This is a genomic window from Acidiferrobacterales bacterium, assembly GCA_028820695.1.
In the GTDB taxonomy this organism is placed as follows: domain Bacteria; phylum Pseudomonadota; class Gammaproteobacteria; order Arenicellales; family JAJDZL01; genus JAJDZL01.
In genome coordinates this window covers 137,364-154,136 of record JAPPIB010000045.1, presented here as the reverse complement: position 1 = coordinate 154,136, position 16,773 = coordinate 137,364, and the positions used below count along the sequence as shown (strand labels likewise).

At 50.4% G+C, this 16,773-nt stretch carries 12 protein-coding genes and 3 tRNA genes; 10 read left to right on the top strand and 5 right to left on the bottom strand.

Annotated features, from left to right (window positions below):
* Positions 1–115: 115 nt before the first annotated feature.
* Positions 116–835, bottom strand: coding sequence for a haloacid dehalogenase type II (locus tag OXI60_07345; GenBank protein ID MDE0309627.1), 720 nt, complete (start codon positions 833–835; stop codon positions 116–118).
* A 121-nt stretch (positions 836–956) separates the two neighbouring features.
* On the opposite strand from OXI60_07345, the gene OXI60_07340 reads away from it, so the two are divergent.
* The 9 genes from OXI60_07340 (at position 957) to OXI60_07300 (ending at position 9,665) form a co-directional block, all read left to right on the top strand.
* Positions 957–1,041: transfer RNA gene (locus OXI60_07340), tRNA-Leu, on the top strand.
* A 16-nt stretch (positions 1,042–1,057) separates the two neighbouring features.
* On the top strand, positions 1,058–2,551 hold the full coding sequence (tig, locus tag OXI60_07335; GenBank protein ID MDE0309626.1) for a trigger factor: 1,494 nt from the start codon (positions 1,058–1,060) through the stop codon (positions 2,549–2,551).
* A gap of 29 nt (positions 2,552–2,580) precedes the next feature.
* Complete coding sequence (clpP, locus tag OXI60_07330; GenBank protein ID MDE0309625.1) at positions 2,581–3,204, top strand: ATP-dependent Clp endopeptidase proteolytic subunit ClpP; 624 nt, start codon at positions 2,581–2,583, stop codon at positions 3,202–3,204.
* A gap of 54 nt (positions 3,205–3,258) precedes the next feature.
* Complete coding sequence (clpX, locus tag OXI60_07325) at positions 3,259–4,521, top strand: ATP-dependent Clp protease ATP-binding subunit ClpX (GenBank protein MDE0309624.1); 1,263 nt, start codon at positions 3,259–3,261, stop codon at positions 4,519–4,521.
* Between the two features lie 97 nt (positions 4,522–4,618).
* Positions 4,619–7,048, top strand: coding sequence for an endopeptidase La (gene lon / locus OXI60_07320; protein ID MDE0309623.1), 2,430 nt, complete (start codon positions 4,619–4,621; stop codon positions 7,046–7,048).
* A gap of 181 nt (positions 7,049–7,229) precedes the next feature.
* Positions 7,230–7,502: an HU family DNA-binding protein gene (locus tag OXI60_07315; GenBank protein ID MDE0309622.1), complete on the top strand. Its 273-nt coding sequence runs from the start codon at positions 7,230–7,232 to the stop codon at positions 7,500–7,502.
* Between the two features lie 9 nt (positions 7,503–7,511).
* A tRNA-Val gene (locus OXI60_07310) sits at positions 7,512–7,587 on the top strand.
* A 7-nt stretch (positions 7,588–7,594) separates the two neighbouring features.
* Positions 7,595–7,672 (top strand) — tRNA-Asp (locus OXI60_07305).
* 94 nt (positions 7,673–7,766) lie between these two features.
* Complete coding sequence (locus OXI60_07300) at positions 7,767–9,665, top strand: SurA N-terminal domain-containing protein (GenBank protein ID MDE0309621.1); 1,899 nt, start codon at positions 7,767–7,769, stop codon at positions 9,663–9,665.
* 36 nt (positions 9,666–9,701) lie between these two features.
* Here the strand turns inward: OXI60_07300 and OXI60_07295 are convergent, their stop codons facing one another.
* Positions 9,702–10,490 (bottom strand): enoyl-ACP reductase, encoded by a 789-nt coding sequence (locus OXI60_07295; GenBank protein ID MDE0309620.1) that lies wholly within the window; start codon positions 10,488–10,490, stop codon positions 9,702–9,704.
* A 603-nt stretch (positions 10,491–11,093) separates the two neighbouring features.
* Here OXI60_07295 and OXI60_07290 point away from each other — a divergent pair.
* Entirely contained in the window at positions 11,094–11,837 is a 744-nt protein-coding gene (locus OXI60_07290) for a class I SAM-dependent methyltransferase (GenBank protein ID MDE0309619.1), read from the top strand.
* 73 nt (positions 11,838–11,910) lie between these two features.
* Here the strand turns inward: OXI60_07290 and OXI60_07285 are convergent, their stop codons facing one another.
* The 3 genes from OXI60_07285 to OXI60_07275 form a co-directional block, all read right to left on the bottom strand.
* Positions 11,911–14,721, bottom strand: coding sequence for a valine--tRNA ligase (locus OXI60_07285; GenBank protein ID MDE0309618.1), 2,811 nt, complete (start codon positions 14,719–14,721; stop codon positions 11,911–11,913).
* Between the two features lie 61 nt (positions 14,722–14,782).
* Positions 14,783–15,223, bottom strand: coding sequence for a DNA polymerase III subunit chi (locus OXI60_07280; protein MDE0309617.1), 441 nt, complete (start codon positions 15,221–15,223; stop codon positions 14,783–14,785).
* Positions 15,224–15,245: 22 nt separating this feature from the next.
* Positions 15,246–16,733, bottom strand: a complete 1,488-nt coding sequence (locus tag OXI60_07275) for a leucyl aminopeptidase (protein MDE0309616.1) — start codon at positions 16,731–16,733, stop codon at positions 15,246–15,248.
* Between the last annotated feature and the right edge of the window lie 40 nt (positions 16,734–16,773).

Here is a 16,773-nt window from a genome sequence, read left to right as displayed (position 1 = left end):
CTGGACAGAATTTCGTTTCATGGTGTATTATCCTATATATATCAACCATTTATGTAGATATAATTATACCACAAGCTCCGCTTATAATTGGTGATACTTAGGAAAACTTTAGTGATTACTGTTGTTCCAGACGGTGTGCCTTGACCATGTCAGCGAGCGAGACAAATCGCATATCGGGCGTTGGTGGATTTTCTACAGCAGGTGTGGCGCCACTGCCGGACTGGGCAGCCCTGCGATCAATCCAGCAAGTTGTCAGTCCGATCTCGGTTGCCGGAACGATATCGTGAAACAGGCTCTGTGCGGTGTGCAGGATCTCGGACTTCGAGACTCCAAGATCCTGTAGGTGATCAAGCATATAGTCGAAATTCTTGTGCGATGGCTTGTAGGAACCGATATCTTCTGCAGTGTAGACCGCATCGAATTCTACCTTGAGATGCCTGTTGCTGAATTCGAATCCGGCATTGTTTACGTTCGAGAGTATGACCAGTTTGAAGTGTTCCTTGAGATATTGCAGGGATTGCACTGAGTCTGGAAAAGCTGGCCAGTGTTCAATCGAAGCGGAAAATGCCACGTGATCACTGTCACCCATCGGTACACTCAGGTTCTTGGCCATGGCCTCGTGAGTCTTGGCCAGAAGTCTGGCGTACGAAAGTTCTGGCTCCACTGACTGGATGACGGATTCAGTGCGCGAGAATTCGAGCAGCCAGGCATCCCGGTCCATTGACTTTCCGCAGCGGTCATTCAAGGGAGTGAGTGCGTCGAATATCCCGCTCTCCCAGTCGATGAGTGTGCCATAGCAATCAAATGTCAGTGTTGAAAAGTCCGATATTTTCATGAATTGTATGCAGCCGTTTGTGTAGCAGGGGTGAATGGATGTGTATAATTTTAACGCTGCGAATATTACAACCACGCATTTTCTTTGCAACGGCGAGTCCTTGTCGGAGAGTTACACCGATGCGAAAGTGGCGGAATCGGTAGACGCGCTGGTTTTAGGTGCCAGTGGGGTAACCCGTGGGAGTTCGAGTCTCCCCTTTCGCACCAATCCGGATAGGTGAATATGGATTATCAGATCGAAATAATAGATTCCTGTGCGCGTAGTATGACGATTGTCCTTGAGCGTGACAAGGTGGATTCCGAAGCGAGGACGCATTTTCAGGATATTTCCAAGAATGCGTTAATTCCTGGATTCCGCAAGGGCAAGGTGCCGATTGGCGTGCTCCAGCAGCGCTATGGGAATGAAGTCCTGTCGGATGTCATCCGTGATATGACTGCAAGATGGATAGATTCAGAAATGCAAATGCACGAAGACAATCGCGTGATAGGCTATCCGGAAGTTGACGGATTCGAACGCAATGAGCAAACCCGAGATTACGATGTTCGGATAAAGTATGAGGTCATGCCTGTGGTTGAGACGTTCGACATAAAGGGATGTTCAGTTGTTAAGCCTATTGTGGAAGTCGGTGATGAAGATGTTGACGAGGCGATAGAAAATTGGCTGAAATTTCATCCGAAACTCGAACGCGTGGACAGACCGGCGGCAGCTGGAGACTGGATATGGGTACAAGCGCAGGACGCCATTCAGGCGACACAGGGAAATCAATCCCCACAGCCTGTTCATATATGGCTGGATCCTGACGAATGCGATAAGTTTGTGTTGGATGCCTGCATTGGCAAAGGAATGGGAGAAATGGCAAGCGCCGTCATGCCCAATGATGCCGCTCCTGCCGAAGGCGGCGATGCGGACGATTCCACTTCCACGGTGCAAATACAGATAATTGCAGTCGAGGAGCCGGTGCCTGACAGTCTTAACGATTCATTCCTGGAATGGCTTGAGGTCGACAGTGCACAAGATGAGAACTTGCATGCTGCCGCCAAAAAGGCAATGTCGGTGGACTATAACCTGAGCATTGACGAGGCCGTTCGAATGCAGGTCATGGGCTTGCTGCTTGACCGCAATCCGTTCAGAATGCCGAACTATATCATCCATCATAGAACGCTGATGCGGTTGATGAGCAAGGGTATCGAGGCTAAAGATGCAATCGAACTTCTCAAAGACAGTAAACGCACCCGGGAAGCTATGTCGTTGTATCTTTCGTCGGCGATGGAAGTCAAATCGGAATTTTTGTTGAACACGCTGAGAGAACACTATGAAATCGAGGTCGATGAGGAACAGATTCAGAAAGCGGTAGAGAACGAGATGCAGCAAGTGGAAGCAGACCCCGGTCAGCCCGACGACGAAGAATCTTCGCAGATGCTAGAAGCACGGGATGAAGTGCAGATGCAGGAAGCACGGGATGAAGCCTATAGCAAACATGCGCATCTCGCCATGGAAGAATGCAACAGGATTCTGATCGCACGGTTGTTGGAAAGTGCCGATTGCGATGAAGTTGAGATGACGTTCACCGAGTATGACACGTGGAGAGAAGACCTGCATTTGAAATTATATAGCGATGAGTCCGATGATGACATTGATGAGTCAGAAAACGATGAGGCAGACGCGCAAACAAGTGTGATCCTGGACTCATTTGGCAATCCAATTGAGAGACAATGAGCCTGGGAACAGGCAGGGAGAGTTGACGAATGACTAGTGGCAACCACTTTTCTCAGTTCGACGAAAGTGCGCAGTTGGTTCCGATGGTGGTTGAAACCACCGGACGCGGTGAGCGTGCCTACGACATCTACTCACGCATGCTGAAGGAACGGGTAATCTTTCTGGTGGGCCCGATCGAGGACCATATGGCGAATCTGGTTGTCGCTCAATTGCTTTATCTGGAATCTGAAAGCGCGGAAAAGGACATACATCTTTATATCAACAGTCCAGGCGGCACTGTCAATTCAGGGCTGGCCATCTACGATACCATGCAGTTTGTCAGACCGGATGTGAGTACTGTCTGCGTTGGACAGGCTGCCAGCATGGGTGCATTGGTTCTCGCCGGCGGTGCGAAAGGCAAGCGTCATGCGCTTCCGCACTCCAGAATCATGATCCATCAGCCGATGGGTGGATTTCAGGGGCAGGCGACTGACATTGACATCCACGCCAAGGAGATACTCAGGGTACGCGAGCGCTTGAACAGGATCATGGTCAAGCATACGGGCAAGGCCATGAAGACTGTCAATCGGGATACCGAACGCGACAATTTCATGGAGAGTCAGGAAGCTCTGAAGTACGGAATAATTGATTCTGTAATTGAAAATCGCAAGTGAATTGTCGAAAATTAGCACTGATTGACCCAACGACTATTCGGAGGACAATGTCACATGGCTAACAAAAGAGGAAAGAGGGGCGGCGGTCTGCATTGCTCTTTTTGTGGAAAGAGCCAGCATGAAGTCAGAAAACTGATTGCCGGACCATCAGTATTTGTCTGCGATGAATGCGTCGAATTATGTAACGACATCATTCGCAGCGAGACAGTTGGCTACGAGGAGGAACAAGAAAGCGCAAAGTCCAAGTTTCCCACCCCAAGTGAGATATGTGGCATTCTCGATGAGTACGTGATCGGGCAGACTGCGGCCAAGAAGGTACTTTCAGTCGCGGTCTACAACCATTACAAACGCATCGAGAGCGATGACATGGTCAATGATGTTGATATTGCCAAGAGCAACATCCTGCTGATCGGCCCGACCGGATCAGGCAAGACACTGCTGGCGGAAACGCTGGCGCGTGAATTGAATGTTCCATTTACCATGGCTGACGCTACAACCCTGACTGAAGCCGGCTACGTAGGCGAGGATGTCGAAAACATCATACAGAAGTTGCTGCAAAAGTGTGACTACGACATTGATCGAGCTCAGGTCGGTATTGTCTACATCGATGAGATAGACAAGATTTCTCGCAAATCCGACAATCCGTCAATCACCCGGGACGTTTCCGGGGAAGGTGTGCAACAGGCACTTTTGAAGTTGATCGAGGGCACGATTGCCTCGGTACCGCCCCAAGGCGGGCGCAAGCATCCGCAACAGGAATTTTTGCAGGTCGATACCCGCAACGTGCTGTTCATTTGCGGCGGCGCTTTTTCCGGACTGGAAAAAGTGATCAGAAATCGGACCGACAAGAGCGGCATCGGTTTCGGTGCCGAGATTTTGTCGGGAACTGAGCAGAATCTAGCGCAAACGCTGGAGCAGATTGAACCGGAAGATCTGATCAAATTCGGACTGATTCCAGAGTTTGTCGGGCGACTCCCGGTGGTCGCCACGCTTGAGGAACTGGACGAGGAGGCACTTGTCGAAATACTTGTCGAACCCCGAAATTCATTGCTCAAGCAATATCAGAAACTGTTCTCCCTGGAAGGTGCCGAACTTGAGATACGTACGGATGCGCTCAAAGCGGTTGCCCGCAAGGCGATGGAGCGCAAGACCGGTGCGCGTGGATTGCGGTCGATTCTGGAAAACGCACTGCTGGAGACGATGTATGAACTGCCATCGCTGGCAGGCATAAAGAAGGTGGTTGTTGATGCGGACGTGATCAACAACGGAAAACTTCCCTACTACATCTACGAGGACGAAACCAGACGGGTTTCCTGACGAGACGATTACGGAATGACCACCGTTGCTTGATTTGTCAGGAAACGGACGGATATATGAGAACGCGACCAAAAAAAATTTTCAGGACGAACGTTTTATGACTCAAGACAGTGACAACCTTACTCCGGAACCGTTGACGCTTCCGCTTGTACCATTGCGGGATGTGGTGGTTTTCCCTCAATTCATAGTCCCGTTGTTTGTTGGACGGGATCATTCGAAAGCTGCATTGGATCGGATGGATAAGCAGTCACCGCTTGTCATGTTGGTTACACAGCGGGATCCGGCTACAGACGATCCCACCGGCGAGGATTTGTACGACATCGGTGTCGTTGCCACTGTCAAGCAGGTGGTCGTCATGCCGGACAGCTCGAAAAAGGTCGTGGTTGAGGGGCTGTGGCGAGCGCGGATTGATGCGATCAGGACAGTGGATGGTTACCAGGAGGTGCGAACCAGCCCATTGGAAATCATACCGATTCGAGAATTGCTTATTGATTCATTGAGAGAATCGCTGCAGGACCTTTTCGAGCAGTACATCAAGACCAGTCAAAAGATCCCGGCCGAAGTTTTGGCGAAAGTAAAGCACCTTGAATCCTTGAACCAGGTCATTGACATCATTGCCGCTCATCTGATCAATCAGAGTGTGGTCGAAAAGCAGGCGATTCTTGAAGAAGTCGATGATCAGGAACGCCTGGAGTTGATGGTCGCGATGATGTCGTCAGATGTCGAGCTGTTTCAGGTCGAGCGCAAGATTCGAGGTCGAATCAAGAAACAGATGGAGAAAAGCCAGCGGGAATATTATCTGAACGAACAGCTCAAGGCGATTCACAAGGAGCTTGGCAACGGTGATGAGGCCAAGAGTGAAGTCGATGAGTTGAGCGAGAAAATTGCCGAGGCAGGTATGACAAAGGAAGCTCAGAACAAGGCCGTATCTGAGTTGAAGAAACTCAACATGATGTCTCCCATGTCAGCCGAAGCGACAGTGGTTCGAAATTATATTGACTGGCTTATCGCTGTACCATGGCGCAAACGAAGCCGGATTCACAAGGACCTCAATGCCGCCCAGAGAGTATTGGATGAGGATCACTATGGTCTGGAAAAGGTCAAGGAACGGATTTTGGAATATCTCGCTGTGCAGCAACGTGTCCGCAAGAACAAGGCACCGATTCTGTGTCTGGTGGGGCCGCCGGGTGTTGGCAAGACCTCGCTCGGCAAGTCTGTCGCACGCGCTACGAATCGGAAGTTCCTGAGAATGTCACTTGGTGGCGTTCGTGACGAAGCGGAAATTCGAGGTCATCGCAGAACCTACATCGGCTCGTTGCCGGGGAAGATTATCCAAAGCATCGCCAAGGTCAAGACCAGAAATCCACTGTTTATGCTTGATGAGGTTGACAAGATGTCAATGGATTTCAGGGGCGACCCGTCATCCGCCTTGTTGGAGGTGCTGGATCCTGAGCAGAATCACACATTTGCCGATCATTATCTTGAAGTTGAGTACGATCTTTCTGAGGTCATGTTTATTGCGACTGCCAACACATTGAATATCCCGCCACCACTGCTGGATCGAATGGAGGTGATACGGATTTCCGGTTATACCGAAGATGAGAAGGTCAGGATTGCAACGCAGTATCTGATCCCCAAGCAGTTGAAGAGCAATGGACTTGAACCGAAAAACATATCGATATCCGAGAAAGTTCTATTGGATGTGATCCGCTACTATACGCGTGAGTCTGGTGTTCGCGGTCTTGAGCGAGAGATATCGAAAATCTGCCGTAAAGTAACAAAGAAGTTGGTTCAGGATAACAGCAAGTCAAGGCTTACCCGCATCACTCCGAGAAATCTTCACAAATTCTGCGGGGTTCGTCAGTACCGATTCGGAATGGCTGACCAAGTCAACCAGATCGGGCAGGTGACGGGGCTCGCATGGACACAGACTGGCGGCGACCTGCTCAGTATCGAAGCCATAGTGGTTCCTGGCAAGGGCAAGCATATCTACACCGGAAAGCTTGGTGATGTAATGCAGGAATCGATCCAGGCAGCGGTGAGTGTCGTTCGCGCCCGTTCCATCAATTACGGCATCAAATCGAACTTCTATCAAAGAAAGGACATACACGTCCATGTGCCGGAAGGCGCCACGCCCAAGGACGGTCCCAGTGCAGGTGTCGCGATGTCCGTGGCGATTATCTCTGCGTTGACACAGATTCCCATTCGTGCCGACGTCGCAATGACGGGCGAGATCACTTTGCGTGGAGAGGTCCTGCCGATCGGCGGTTTGAAAGAAAAGTTGCTGGCGGCCCATCGCGGAGGCATATCAACTGTTCTGATTCCCGAACAAAATGAGAAAGATCTTGCTGAAATTTCTAACAAGATCAAAGATGAACTTGATATAGTATGTGTACGCTGGATTGAGGATGTCGTAAGTCACTCTTTGGAATACTTGCCTGACGTTACGATAGATTCATCAGACATGGGACTTGGTCTGGAATCTGATCAGCATTCAGGCGAAAACGTCAGTGTCGTGAAGCACTGAACGTACCTGCTGCAATCCTTTCGATGAAGAATCAATTGGTGTTGTGAGTGTTTACGGATTGGGACACTTTGGTTATAGAATGTCAATCATCGATCTTGCATTCACTCGGTCAAGTCTGAAGCATCATTTCGTGACCGAAGTTTTTTTTTGGAAAAATATATAGATAGTTTTGGAGGATATAATGAACAAAACTGAAATGGTTAGCAATGTTGCAGATAGTACAGGACTGACAAAAGCTGATGCCGGGCGGGCTGTAGAAGCGGTGTTTGATCAGATCAAGAGCAGTTTGAAAAATCATGATTCTGTCGCAATTATCGGGTTTGGAACATTTTCTACAGGACATCGTGCAGCAAGAACTGGCAGAAACCCGAGAGACGGTTCGGAAGTTTCGATTCCCGCTAGCACAGTCGTCAAATTCAAAGCTGGCAAAGCGCTCAAGGACGCCGTCAACTAGTCGAGTCATGGGTGCTTAGCTCAGTTGGTAGAGCACCGCCCTTACAAGGCGGAGGTGGTAGGTTCAATTCCTACAGCGCCCACCAAGGAATTGGAGCGGTAGTTCAGTTGGTCAAGAATTCCGGCCTGTCAAGCCGGGGGTCGCGGGTTCAAGTCCCGTCCGCTCCGCCAAGTTATCAACAGCAGTCCACAGAACGGCTCTAAAGCCAAGTATGTGGACTGCAGTTGTTTGTTTTATCCGAGTTAGAATTCCAAGGTTGGTCCAATGCTGACAGCGATTAAGGAACGGGCAACCGGATGGATTGCGTGGGCAATCGTAATCCTGATCACGATTCCGTTCGCCCTGTGGGGTATCAACACTTACTTCGAAGGTGCGGAGCATGCAACGGTCGCAGAGTTTGACGGTGAGGAGATTGACTACCTCACCTATCAGCGAGCTCTGTACAACGAACGTGAGAGGTTGCGCGACACCTATAGCCAGAACCCGGAATTTTTGTCTGGAGGCGTTCTTGGCAGGCTTGTCATTGACGCGATCGTCGATGAGACGCTCCTCGTCAGGGACGCACAGAAGCACGGTTACCGAGTAAGCGACCAACAGCTGGTCGATACCATTCAGAATCACCCCACCTTTCAAACCGAAAATCGTTTCGATCGCGAACGATATGAGCGTGTCTTGAGCGTCAGTGGACTATCCGTAGCCGAATTCGAGGAGTTGCAGCGACAAGAAGCAGTCATGCAACAGATTCGCACGGGTTTTCAGGAATCGGCTTTTGTCATAGATGCTGATGTTGATGCCGTTTTGCGTATATTGCTTCAGGACAGATTCGGACAATTTGCTTTAATCAATCCTGCTGCGTTTATTGCTGATATTGAAGTGACTGACGCTGAAATCCAGGATGCTTATGAGTTGAACAAGTCGCGATATGTGGACGACGAAAAGGTCAAAATCGAATACGTCCGACTTTCGGTCGATGATTTTGCAAGTAATTTCGCTCCGTCGGAAGAAACGCTCTTGAATTTATACGATGCGGAGATTGCCCGCTATGGCATAGCAGAGCAGAGAAATATCAGTCACATTCTGCTTGAACCTGGTACTGAAGCCTCCAGTGACGTAACTGTGCTGGCGACTGAATTGATTGGTCGGATAAGATCTGGCGAAGACTTCGCTGCATTGGCCATGCAGTATTCGACTGACGTGGGATCCGCCGAAAGTGGCGGTGAGCTGGGCTGGTTCAGTTCCGGAGAATTGCCGTTTGCAGAATTTGAATCAGTCGCGTTCAGTCTTGGGGAAGGGGAGGTCAGCGAACCAGTCGAGTCAGAGTTTGGCACGCACATCGTCCGTGTCAATGAAATTCAGGGAGAGACCGTTAAATCATTTGATGAAGTTCGGTCTGAGCTGGTTGAGCAAGCATCGAGAACTCAAGCCGAAGCGGAAATGTTTGAGATATCCGAGCAGTTGCGCAATCTTGCTTATGAGGACCCGGAAAATCTCAACTCTGCAGCAACACAGCTGGATCTCGACATACAAATTTCTGATTGGTTTACCCGAGGGTTCGGAACGGGGATATCTGAACATGAGCAGGTCCGCGCCGCGGCATTCAGTGACGAGGTGCTCGGGCAGGGCTTCAACAGTGACCTCATAGAAGTAGACAAGGGTTTACAGGTGGTCCTGCGAATTTCCGATCACGAGGAAACCCAGCAACTGAGTGTGGCTGATGTCCGAAATCAGATCAGCAATGAGTTATTGCAGTCAAAAAGCCAGGCTCGTGCTAGAGAACTGTCTGAAAATCTGGTTGCCGAGCTCGAAACAGGAGCCGACTGGAATTCGATTCTGACAGCCAATGGGCTTGAGGCGTTTGAGTTGCCTACGCGAATGAGTGAAACCACCGATCCTGTGGCAATCGGAGTCGGATTGCTTGCCTTTTCCTCGAAGAAACCACAAGCTGGGAGCGAGACCTTCGGCAGCGGTCCCGTGGCGGATGGATCTCATGCATTGTTTCGTATATCCGAAGTCCAAAGTGGGGATGTGGCGTCGGCTTCGGAGGAGCAACGCCAGAGTGTAGCGGCTGCACTGAGAGATCGTTTCGGCAACGAAGTGTTTGCGAGTTATATTCAGTTGTTACGCGACGGAGTTGACGTCAGTGTCAACCAGGAGTTGCTCTGAAACAGCCAAGTTACAGAATAGGGTTCCGTTTGTGATCTACAGCATGGTCTGGCTGAATCCGACGGAGTTGAATCCGCCATCGACATAAAGGATTTCGCCAGTTATTCCTGAAGCCAGGTCGGAGCACAGAAATGCCGCAGCGTTTCCGACTTCTTCAATTGTGACACCGCGACCAAGCGGACACATCTTCTCGTAATAATCCATCATTGATTTCATGCCGCGAATACCTGAAGCTGCGAGTGTTCGGATCGGTCCGGCAGATATGGCGTTGACCCGGATGCCTTGGCTTCCGAGAGACTGTGCGCAGTATCGAACATTGGCCTCCAAACTGGCTTTTGCAAGACCCATGACGTTATAGCCAGGCATTGATCGTATGGACCCCAGATATGTCAGGGTGAGAAGAGAACCTTTTCTGTTCTGCATCATTGGCGCGAAACTTTTTGCCAACGCAGAGAAGCTGTATGAGCTGATGTCGTGTGCTTGGTTGAATCCCTCGCGGGTCACCGCGTCCAGATACACCCCTTCAAGTTGTTCGCGCGGGGCAAAGGCGATTGAATGGACTACGATATCCACGTCCGGCCACTTGTTCTCCACCGAATCCCGCAATGTGTCAATCTCGGAGTCGGTCGTAACATCGCATGGCGCTACAAAGTCCGCATTAAGCTGCTGTGCGAATTTTTCGACACGTGGACGCAGTTTCTCATTTTGGTAGGTCAAGGCCAGTTTGGCACCTTGGCTCGACATTGCCTGGGCGATTCCCCATGCAATGGACCGATTGCTTGCGATACCTGTGATCAATGCGCGTTTATCTGTCAGAAATCCCATAAATATAAACCTTAAAAATTACGGAGAAATATACATTCTTGCCTGAGCCGCCTGTATGTCAGACCGTTTTGTCCCTTGTGCTTTCGTGCTTCGAAGTATCCAGGTTGCATTCGATCATGACATCTTTTTTTAAATTCACGATTGTTTGATGACCGCATTGACTTGGATACAGTCTTGGCGATCAAAATCCCTTCAATGGCCCGATCAATTCATACGCACGATTGCCCGATTGACGACAAGAGGCCTCTTGCAACAACTGAGTGACCCTCTTGACTCATCTTTTCAGCATCGCGTTACTGATGCATTGTTGATGACTTGCGCGTATGCCCTTGCGTTTTTATGATTGATCGGGATTGATTTTGGGTAAGATTGTATAAGTTTTCCAAACATCAAGTGAGTCAGATCGGTGCCGCCCAGACCGAAGTGAGCAGGCAATTGGGTCATCTGCCAGCCGGATGAAATTGCATGAACGACGTTGCATCGGGGACGGTTGACGCTGCATATTGCCAATTTCGAAAATGTTACACCAGCACACGCAAATCGCGCAATGTCCTACCGGAGACAATTCGGTCTTGCGGCATACAACGCAATGTAGACCATAAGATGTCAACCACCGACAGCACACGAGTATTTGTCCGTCATTGCGCTGATGAAGAAGAACGCTGTCATCAGATCGCAAACACCTACAAGTTGCCCCTGTCCTATGAAGTTGACGAGTCTGAATTCGACTACATGCTCGCAATCGAAGATGATGTTCTCAAACTGAGAGACTTGAGGAATCGAAAATCTCGTCCGATTCAGATGTCGGTCAAACCGCTTACGCGAATCTCGCGAAAGTGTCTATTGGGGCGCGCAGTCGGCAGGAAGATCAAGACTGTCCTTGACGGAACTGCAGGGCTGGGATCAGACACGCTCTTGCTGGCAAGAATGGGATATCGGGTTACCGCCATCGAAAGATCGCCGGTTTTTGCAGCCTTGGTCTGCGATGGAGTCGATCGGATCAATGCCGTATCACCTGATATGTCCATCAGGAGTTACTTTGCCGACACTCGGGAAGTGCTGCAACAATTTCACGAAAGATTCGATGCAGTGTATCTCGACCCGATGTATCCGGAAGGTCGCAAGTCGTCGGTAAAGGTTGCGCGCCCATTGACAGTTATGCGGAAATTTTGCAAGGATGATGATTCTGATGCTGAGGAATTGCTTGGGGCGACAATCAGTTGGGCGAGACACAGAGTCATCGTCAAACGCCCGAATTACTCACAACCCCTCATGCCCGAACGGCTGTCAATGAGCATGAGGGGAAAACTCGTTCGTTACGACATTTACTTGACCGCCGGGAGGTGAGGCGGTTTTCCGGTGGCAACCCCAGGACTGAATCCGACTTTCCTGAGCGTTCGCCGAATGCGGCTTCAGGTAACTATGCCTGCCGAACCATCATTTCCAAGAGTTTCTCGCGTCGTGCTGTCAGTTCAACGAGTTCTTGCTGACTAGATGCGAGTCGAGCGTGCTCCTTATCGATTATCTGAGCTGGTGCCTTAGCAAGAAACTGCTTATTTTCCAGTTTGGAGCTTGAACGTTGGATCTGTTTTTCCACATTCGCGATGTCCTTTTCCAATCGTTGGATCTGTTCTTCAAAATCTGCGATTTCCTGGACTGGAACAATGACCTGGAACTCATTGACCGATGTGGATATCGAATTCGACATGTTCATTGACTCAAGGTCCGAATCGCTCAACATTTCGAATGACTTCAGTTTCGCAAGTTCCGTTATGCAGGAAAAATTATTCTGAAAGTATTCCAGATCCTTCGAATTGTTGGTGTGACACAGCGCTGTGATCCTTTCTCCGGGATTCATGTTCATGTCGCTGCGAATATTGCGGACATTGGATACAACCGTTTTCATCCAATCCATCTCTTCGGTTGCCTTTTCGTCTGCCCACTCACTCAAGTCGCTGGAAAAGGCCTGAAACATGATTGAATTGTCTTCGTTCTCCGTCCGGATCTTGCGCCAGATCTCTTCTGTGATGAATGGCATAAAGGGATGCAGGAGGCGCACTGTTGCATCCAATACCATCAGCAGAGTCCTTCTGAGCGAGGTTTTGGTGCGTTCATCGAGCGATTCATCCCGGAGCATGATTTTGGTGATCTCGATGAACCATGCACAAAACTCATCCCAGATAAATTCATACAGGTGTTTCGAAGCGATATCAAATCGGTAAATTGCGAAAGACTGTTCGATGACCGTCGTCGTTTCATTGAGCTTGCTGACAATCCATCGCTCCGCACTGGTTGCCGGCTGGAAGTCGTCAACACCGTACGGTTCGCAGCCATCGCCGTTCATCAGGACGAAGCGTGCGGCATTCCACAGCTTGTTACAGAAATTTCTATACCCTTCAATTCGATTCAGGTCGAATCGTATGTCACGTCCCTGGGTTGCCAAGCGTGCGAACGTAAACCTGAGCGCATCAGTCCCGAACGCAGGTATGCCGTCGGGATATTGCTTTCGAGTGGCTTTGTCAATTTTCGGCACCAGATCCGGCTGCATGAGCCCCGTGGTTCGCTTGGCGACAAGATTCTCCAAGTCAATGCCGTCGATCAGATCAAGCGGGTCCAGAATGTTACCCTTTGACTTTGACATTTTCTGACCTTCAGCATCACGCACCAATCCATGGATATAGACTTCATGAAAGGGGATGTCATCGGCGAACCTCAACCCGAACATGATCATCCTGGCTACCCAGAAGAAAATGATGTCGAATCCGGTCACAAGCACGTCAGTCGGATAAAAGAATTCAAGTTCTTTGGTTTCTTTCGGCCATCCAAGGGTGGAAAATGGCCATAGCGCGGATGAGAACCATGTGTCCAGCACGTCCTCATCCTGCCACAAGCGGATGTCGATATCTCCATGCAGGGCTTTGGCCTGTCGAATTGCCGCGCTTTCGTCTCTCGCTACAAAAACATTGCCATGCTCATCATACCAGGCGGGAACACGATGTCCCCACCAAATCTGTCTGGAAATGCACCAGTCCTCGATGTTCTCCATCCAGTCAAAATAGGTCCGCTCCCAGTTTTTCGGTACAAACTTGATTGAGCCGTTCTTGACCGCTTCAATCGCTGGATCGGCAAGCGGCTTTACCTTAACAAACCATTGGTCCGTCAGGTATGGCTCTATCACCTGATCAGTTCGGTCTCCTCTCGGAACTTTGTATTTGTGGTTCTCAACCTTTTCGACCAAGCCCAGCTGAGTCAGATCTTCAAGAACCTTTTCTCTTGCCTGATCGCGACTCAGTCCATGATAGGGCGTCCCGGCAAGATCGATATTGGCCTCCTCAGTCATGACGTTGATAACATCGAGATTATTGCGCTCGCCGACGGCAAAGTCATTGAAATCGTGAGCCGGGGTGATTTTGACACAACCTGTTCCGAACTCCGGGTCGACGTAGTGGTCGGCTATGATCGGAATTTCCCTGTCGACCAAGGGCAGGGACACGGTCCTGCCGACCAGATGGGCATAACGGTCATCGTCCGGATGTACTGCGACTGCGGTGTCCCCAAGCATGGTTTCTGGACGCGTGGTTGCGATGACGACATGTTCGGGACTGTCTGAGATTGGATATCGGAAGTGCCAAAGGAATCCGTCCTCCTCTTCAGATATCACTTCCAGATCGGATATGGCGGTTTTGAGCACAGGGTCCCAGTTGACCAATCGTTTACCCCGGTAGATCAGACCCTGTTCGTACAGTGAAACAAAGACTTCCCGAACCGCAGTGGACAGGTCCGCATCCATTGTGAACCGTTCCCGCGACCAGTCCAGCGAGGCGCCGAGTCTTTTCAGTTGGTTCTTGATCGTGCCGCCCGAATTCGCCTTCCATTCCCACACCTTGTCAATGAACTTGTCCCGTCCCAGTTCAGCTCGAGACTGACCTTCGGCCAGAAGCAGACGTTCAACGACCATTTGAGTCGCGATGCCAGCATGATCGGATCCTGCTTGCCACAGGGACTTCCTGCCTTTCATACGATGATATCGGGTCAATGCGTCCATCAGTGTGTTTTGGAACGCATGGCCCATATGCAGGCTGCCTGTCACATTGGGCGGCGGGATCATGATGCAGTACGATTCCCCATCGCCGCTGGGAGCGAAACTTCCTGCTTCCTCCCATCTTCGGTAAACCGCCTTTTCCAGGGAATGCGGGTCGTAAACGCTGGCCAGATCGGTATGACTTTTCATTCGGCTTCAGAGCTGGTTGGTGTATGGGTGATTGTGCAATCTGGACTTGAATCCGGAATGACTACAGATAATGGCAGGTTGGTTCGGTTTCGAACACAGCCGTGTAGCGACTGAACTTTTTCTCTGCATTAGCGATATCCGCTTCGTTTGAACCAACCGGTTCGACGACTCTCTGAAACCGGCTCGCGCAGTCGGATACATCCTGATGCAGGGAAATCAGTACATCATCGAACTGATCGGACGGCTGTGTATGCCCGATCACAACTGGATATCGTTCGAGATCGACCTTTTCACCCTGATCACAAATTATATGTGGAACATAGCTGTTCGGTGCGAAAGTCCAAAGCAAATCATCCAGTACCGTACACATTTCGGGACTGCTGGCGGCGATGTACACCTTGTGATTTCGAGTGAACGCGGCATTTGCCAGGTTGCACGTCAGACGCAAAACACCATCATGCGCGGGTTGCTTTAGGTAATAGAAGACAACCTCGGTTGACATTCAGGTTCGCCCAGCCAACTGCTCAACAGCGATCAAGCACGTATTGCACAAACAGATTGACCGGCCGTCCGGTCGAGCCTTTGGCTTTACCGGAGTGCCATGCCGTTCCTGCGATATCCAGATGTGCCCACTTCATCTTGTTGGTGAACCTTGCGAGGAAACATGCTGCAGTGACTGCGCCGGCATCCCGACCACCAATGTTGGCCACATCCGCAAAATTGGAGTCCAGTTGGGACTGGTAATCATCCCAAAGCGGCATCGGCCAGACCCGATCCTCGCTGGTTGTTCCAGCTCGGACCAGTGCTTCAGTCAGTTCGGGATCGTCGCAAAACAGCCCGCTGGGATGTTTGCCAAGTGCGACCACACAGGCTCCGGTCAGCGTTGCCGCATCAATTACGACAGCGGGGTTGAATCGTCTGACATAGGTCAGCGCATCACAGAGAATCAGACGGCCCTCCGCATCAGTATTGAGAATTTCGATGGTAATACCGGACATGCTCTTGACGATATCACCAGGTTTGTTGGCAGCTCCGTCTGGAAGATTCTCGCTGCTCGCGACAACCCCGATCACATTGACGGGAAGTTTCAGCTGGGAAATGGACAGCATTGCGCCGATCACGCCGGCTCCGCCGCACATGTCAAACTTCATCTCATCCATGGCACCCGCGGGTTTGATCGAGATGCCGCCGGCATCAAATGTCAATCCTTTGCCGACAAAGACGATCGGGCTATCTTCCTCACTGCTGCCCTGATACTTCATGATGATCAGCTTGGCCGGTTCGCGGCTGCCGCGTGATACTGAAAGCAGGGATCCCATACCGAGTTCTTCCATCTGATCCTCATCCAGAATCTCGACTTCGAGCGCTGCGTTGGTTCCGATTTCTTGCGCCTTTTCGGCAAGATAACTTGGCGTGCATATATTGCCCGGTAAATTTCCCAGGTCCTTCGCCAGACTGACACCCTCACTGATCGCTTTTCCGACCCGAACACCCGTTCGAATCAGCGACAGACCGGTTGATTCCTCGGTTGAGATCTGAATCCGCCACGCCTTGCGACGCTTTTTGGACTCTTTCTTCAGCTGATCGAACCGGTAAAGTTTCTGGCTGCTCACTTCGACGACGCGTCGCGACATCCACGACAGATCACGGTCTTCAATGTCCATGTCACTGATGAAAATGCAAACACTGTCCGCAGTCAGACCGGTCAACAAGGTCGCTACACCATTCATTGCCAGATTGAACTGCTTGGCTGAGAAGTCTTTGCGCGCGCCGAGCCGGACAATGATGACTCGTTTCGACTTTATGCCCCGGACAAGTGGAATCAACGCACAACTGCCGGGCTTTTCAGCAAGATCACCGTTTTCGAGCAGAGCCGAGATCGCACCTTTGGTTTTATCATTCAATTGTCGGGCTGAGGTAGTAAAATCCTTGTTATCGTATATTCCGACAACCAGGTAACCGGAAGCGCATTCACTGGCGTCAACGGATTTTGAGGTGAATTTTACGGACATTGATTTCCTCCGAATTTGAAATCGATGCTTCTGAAGCGTC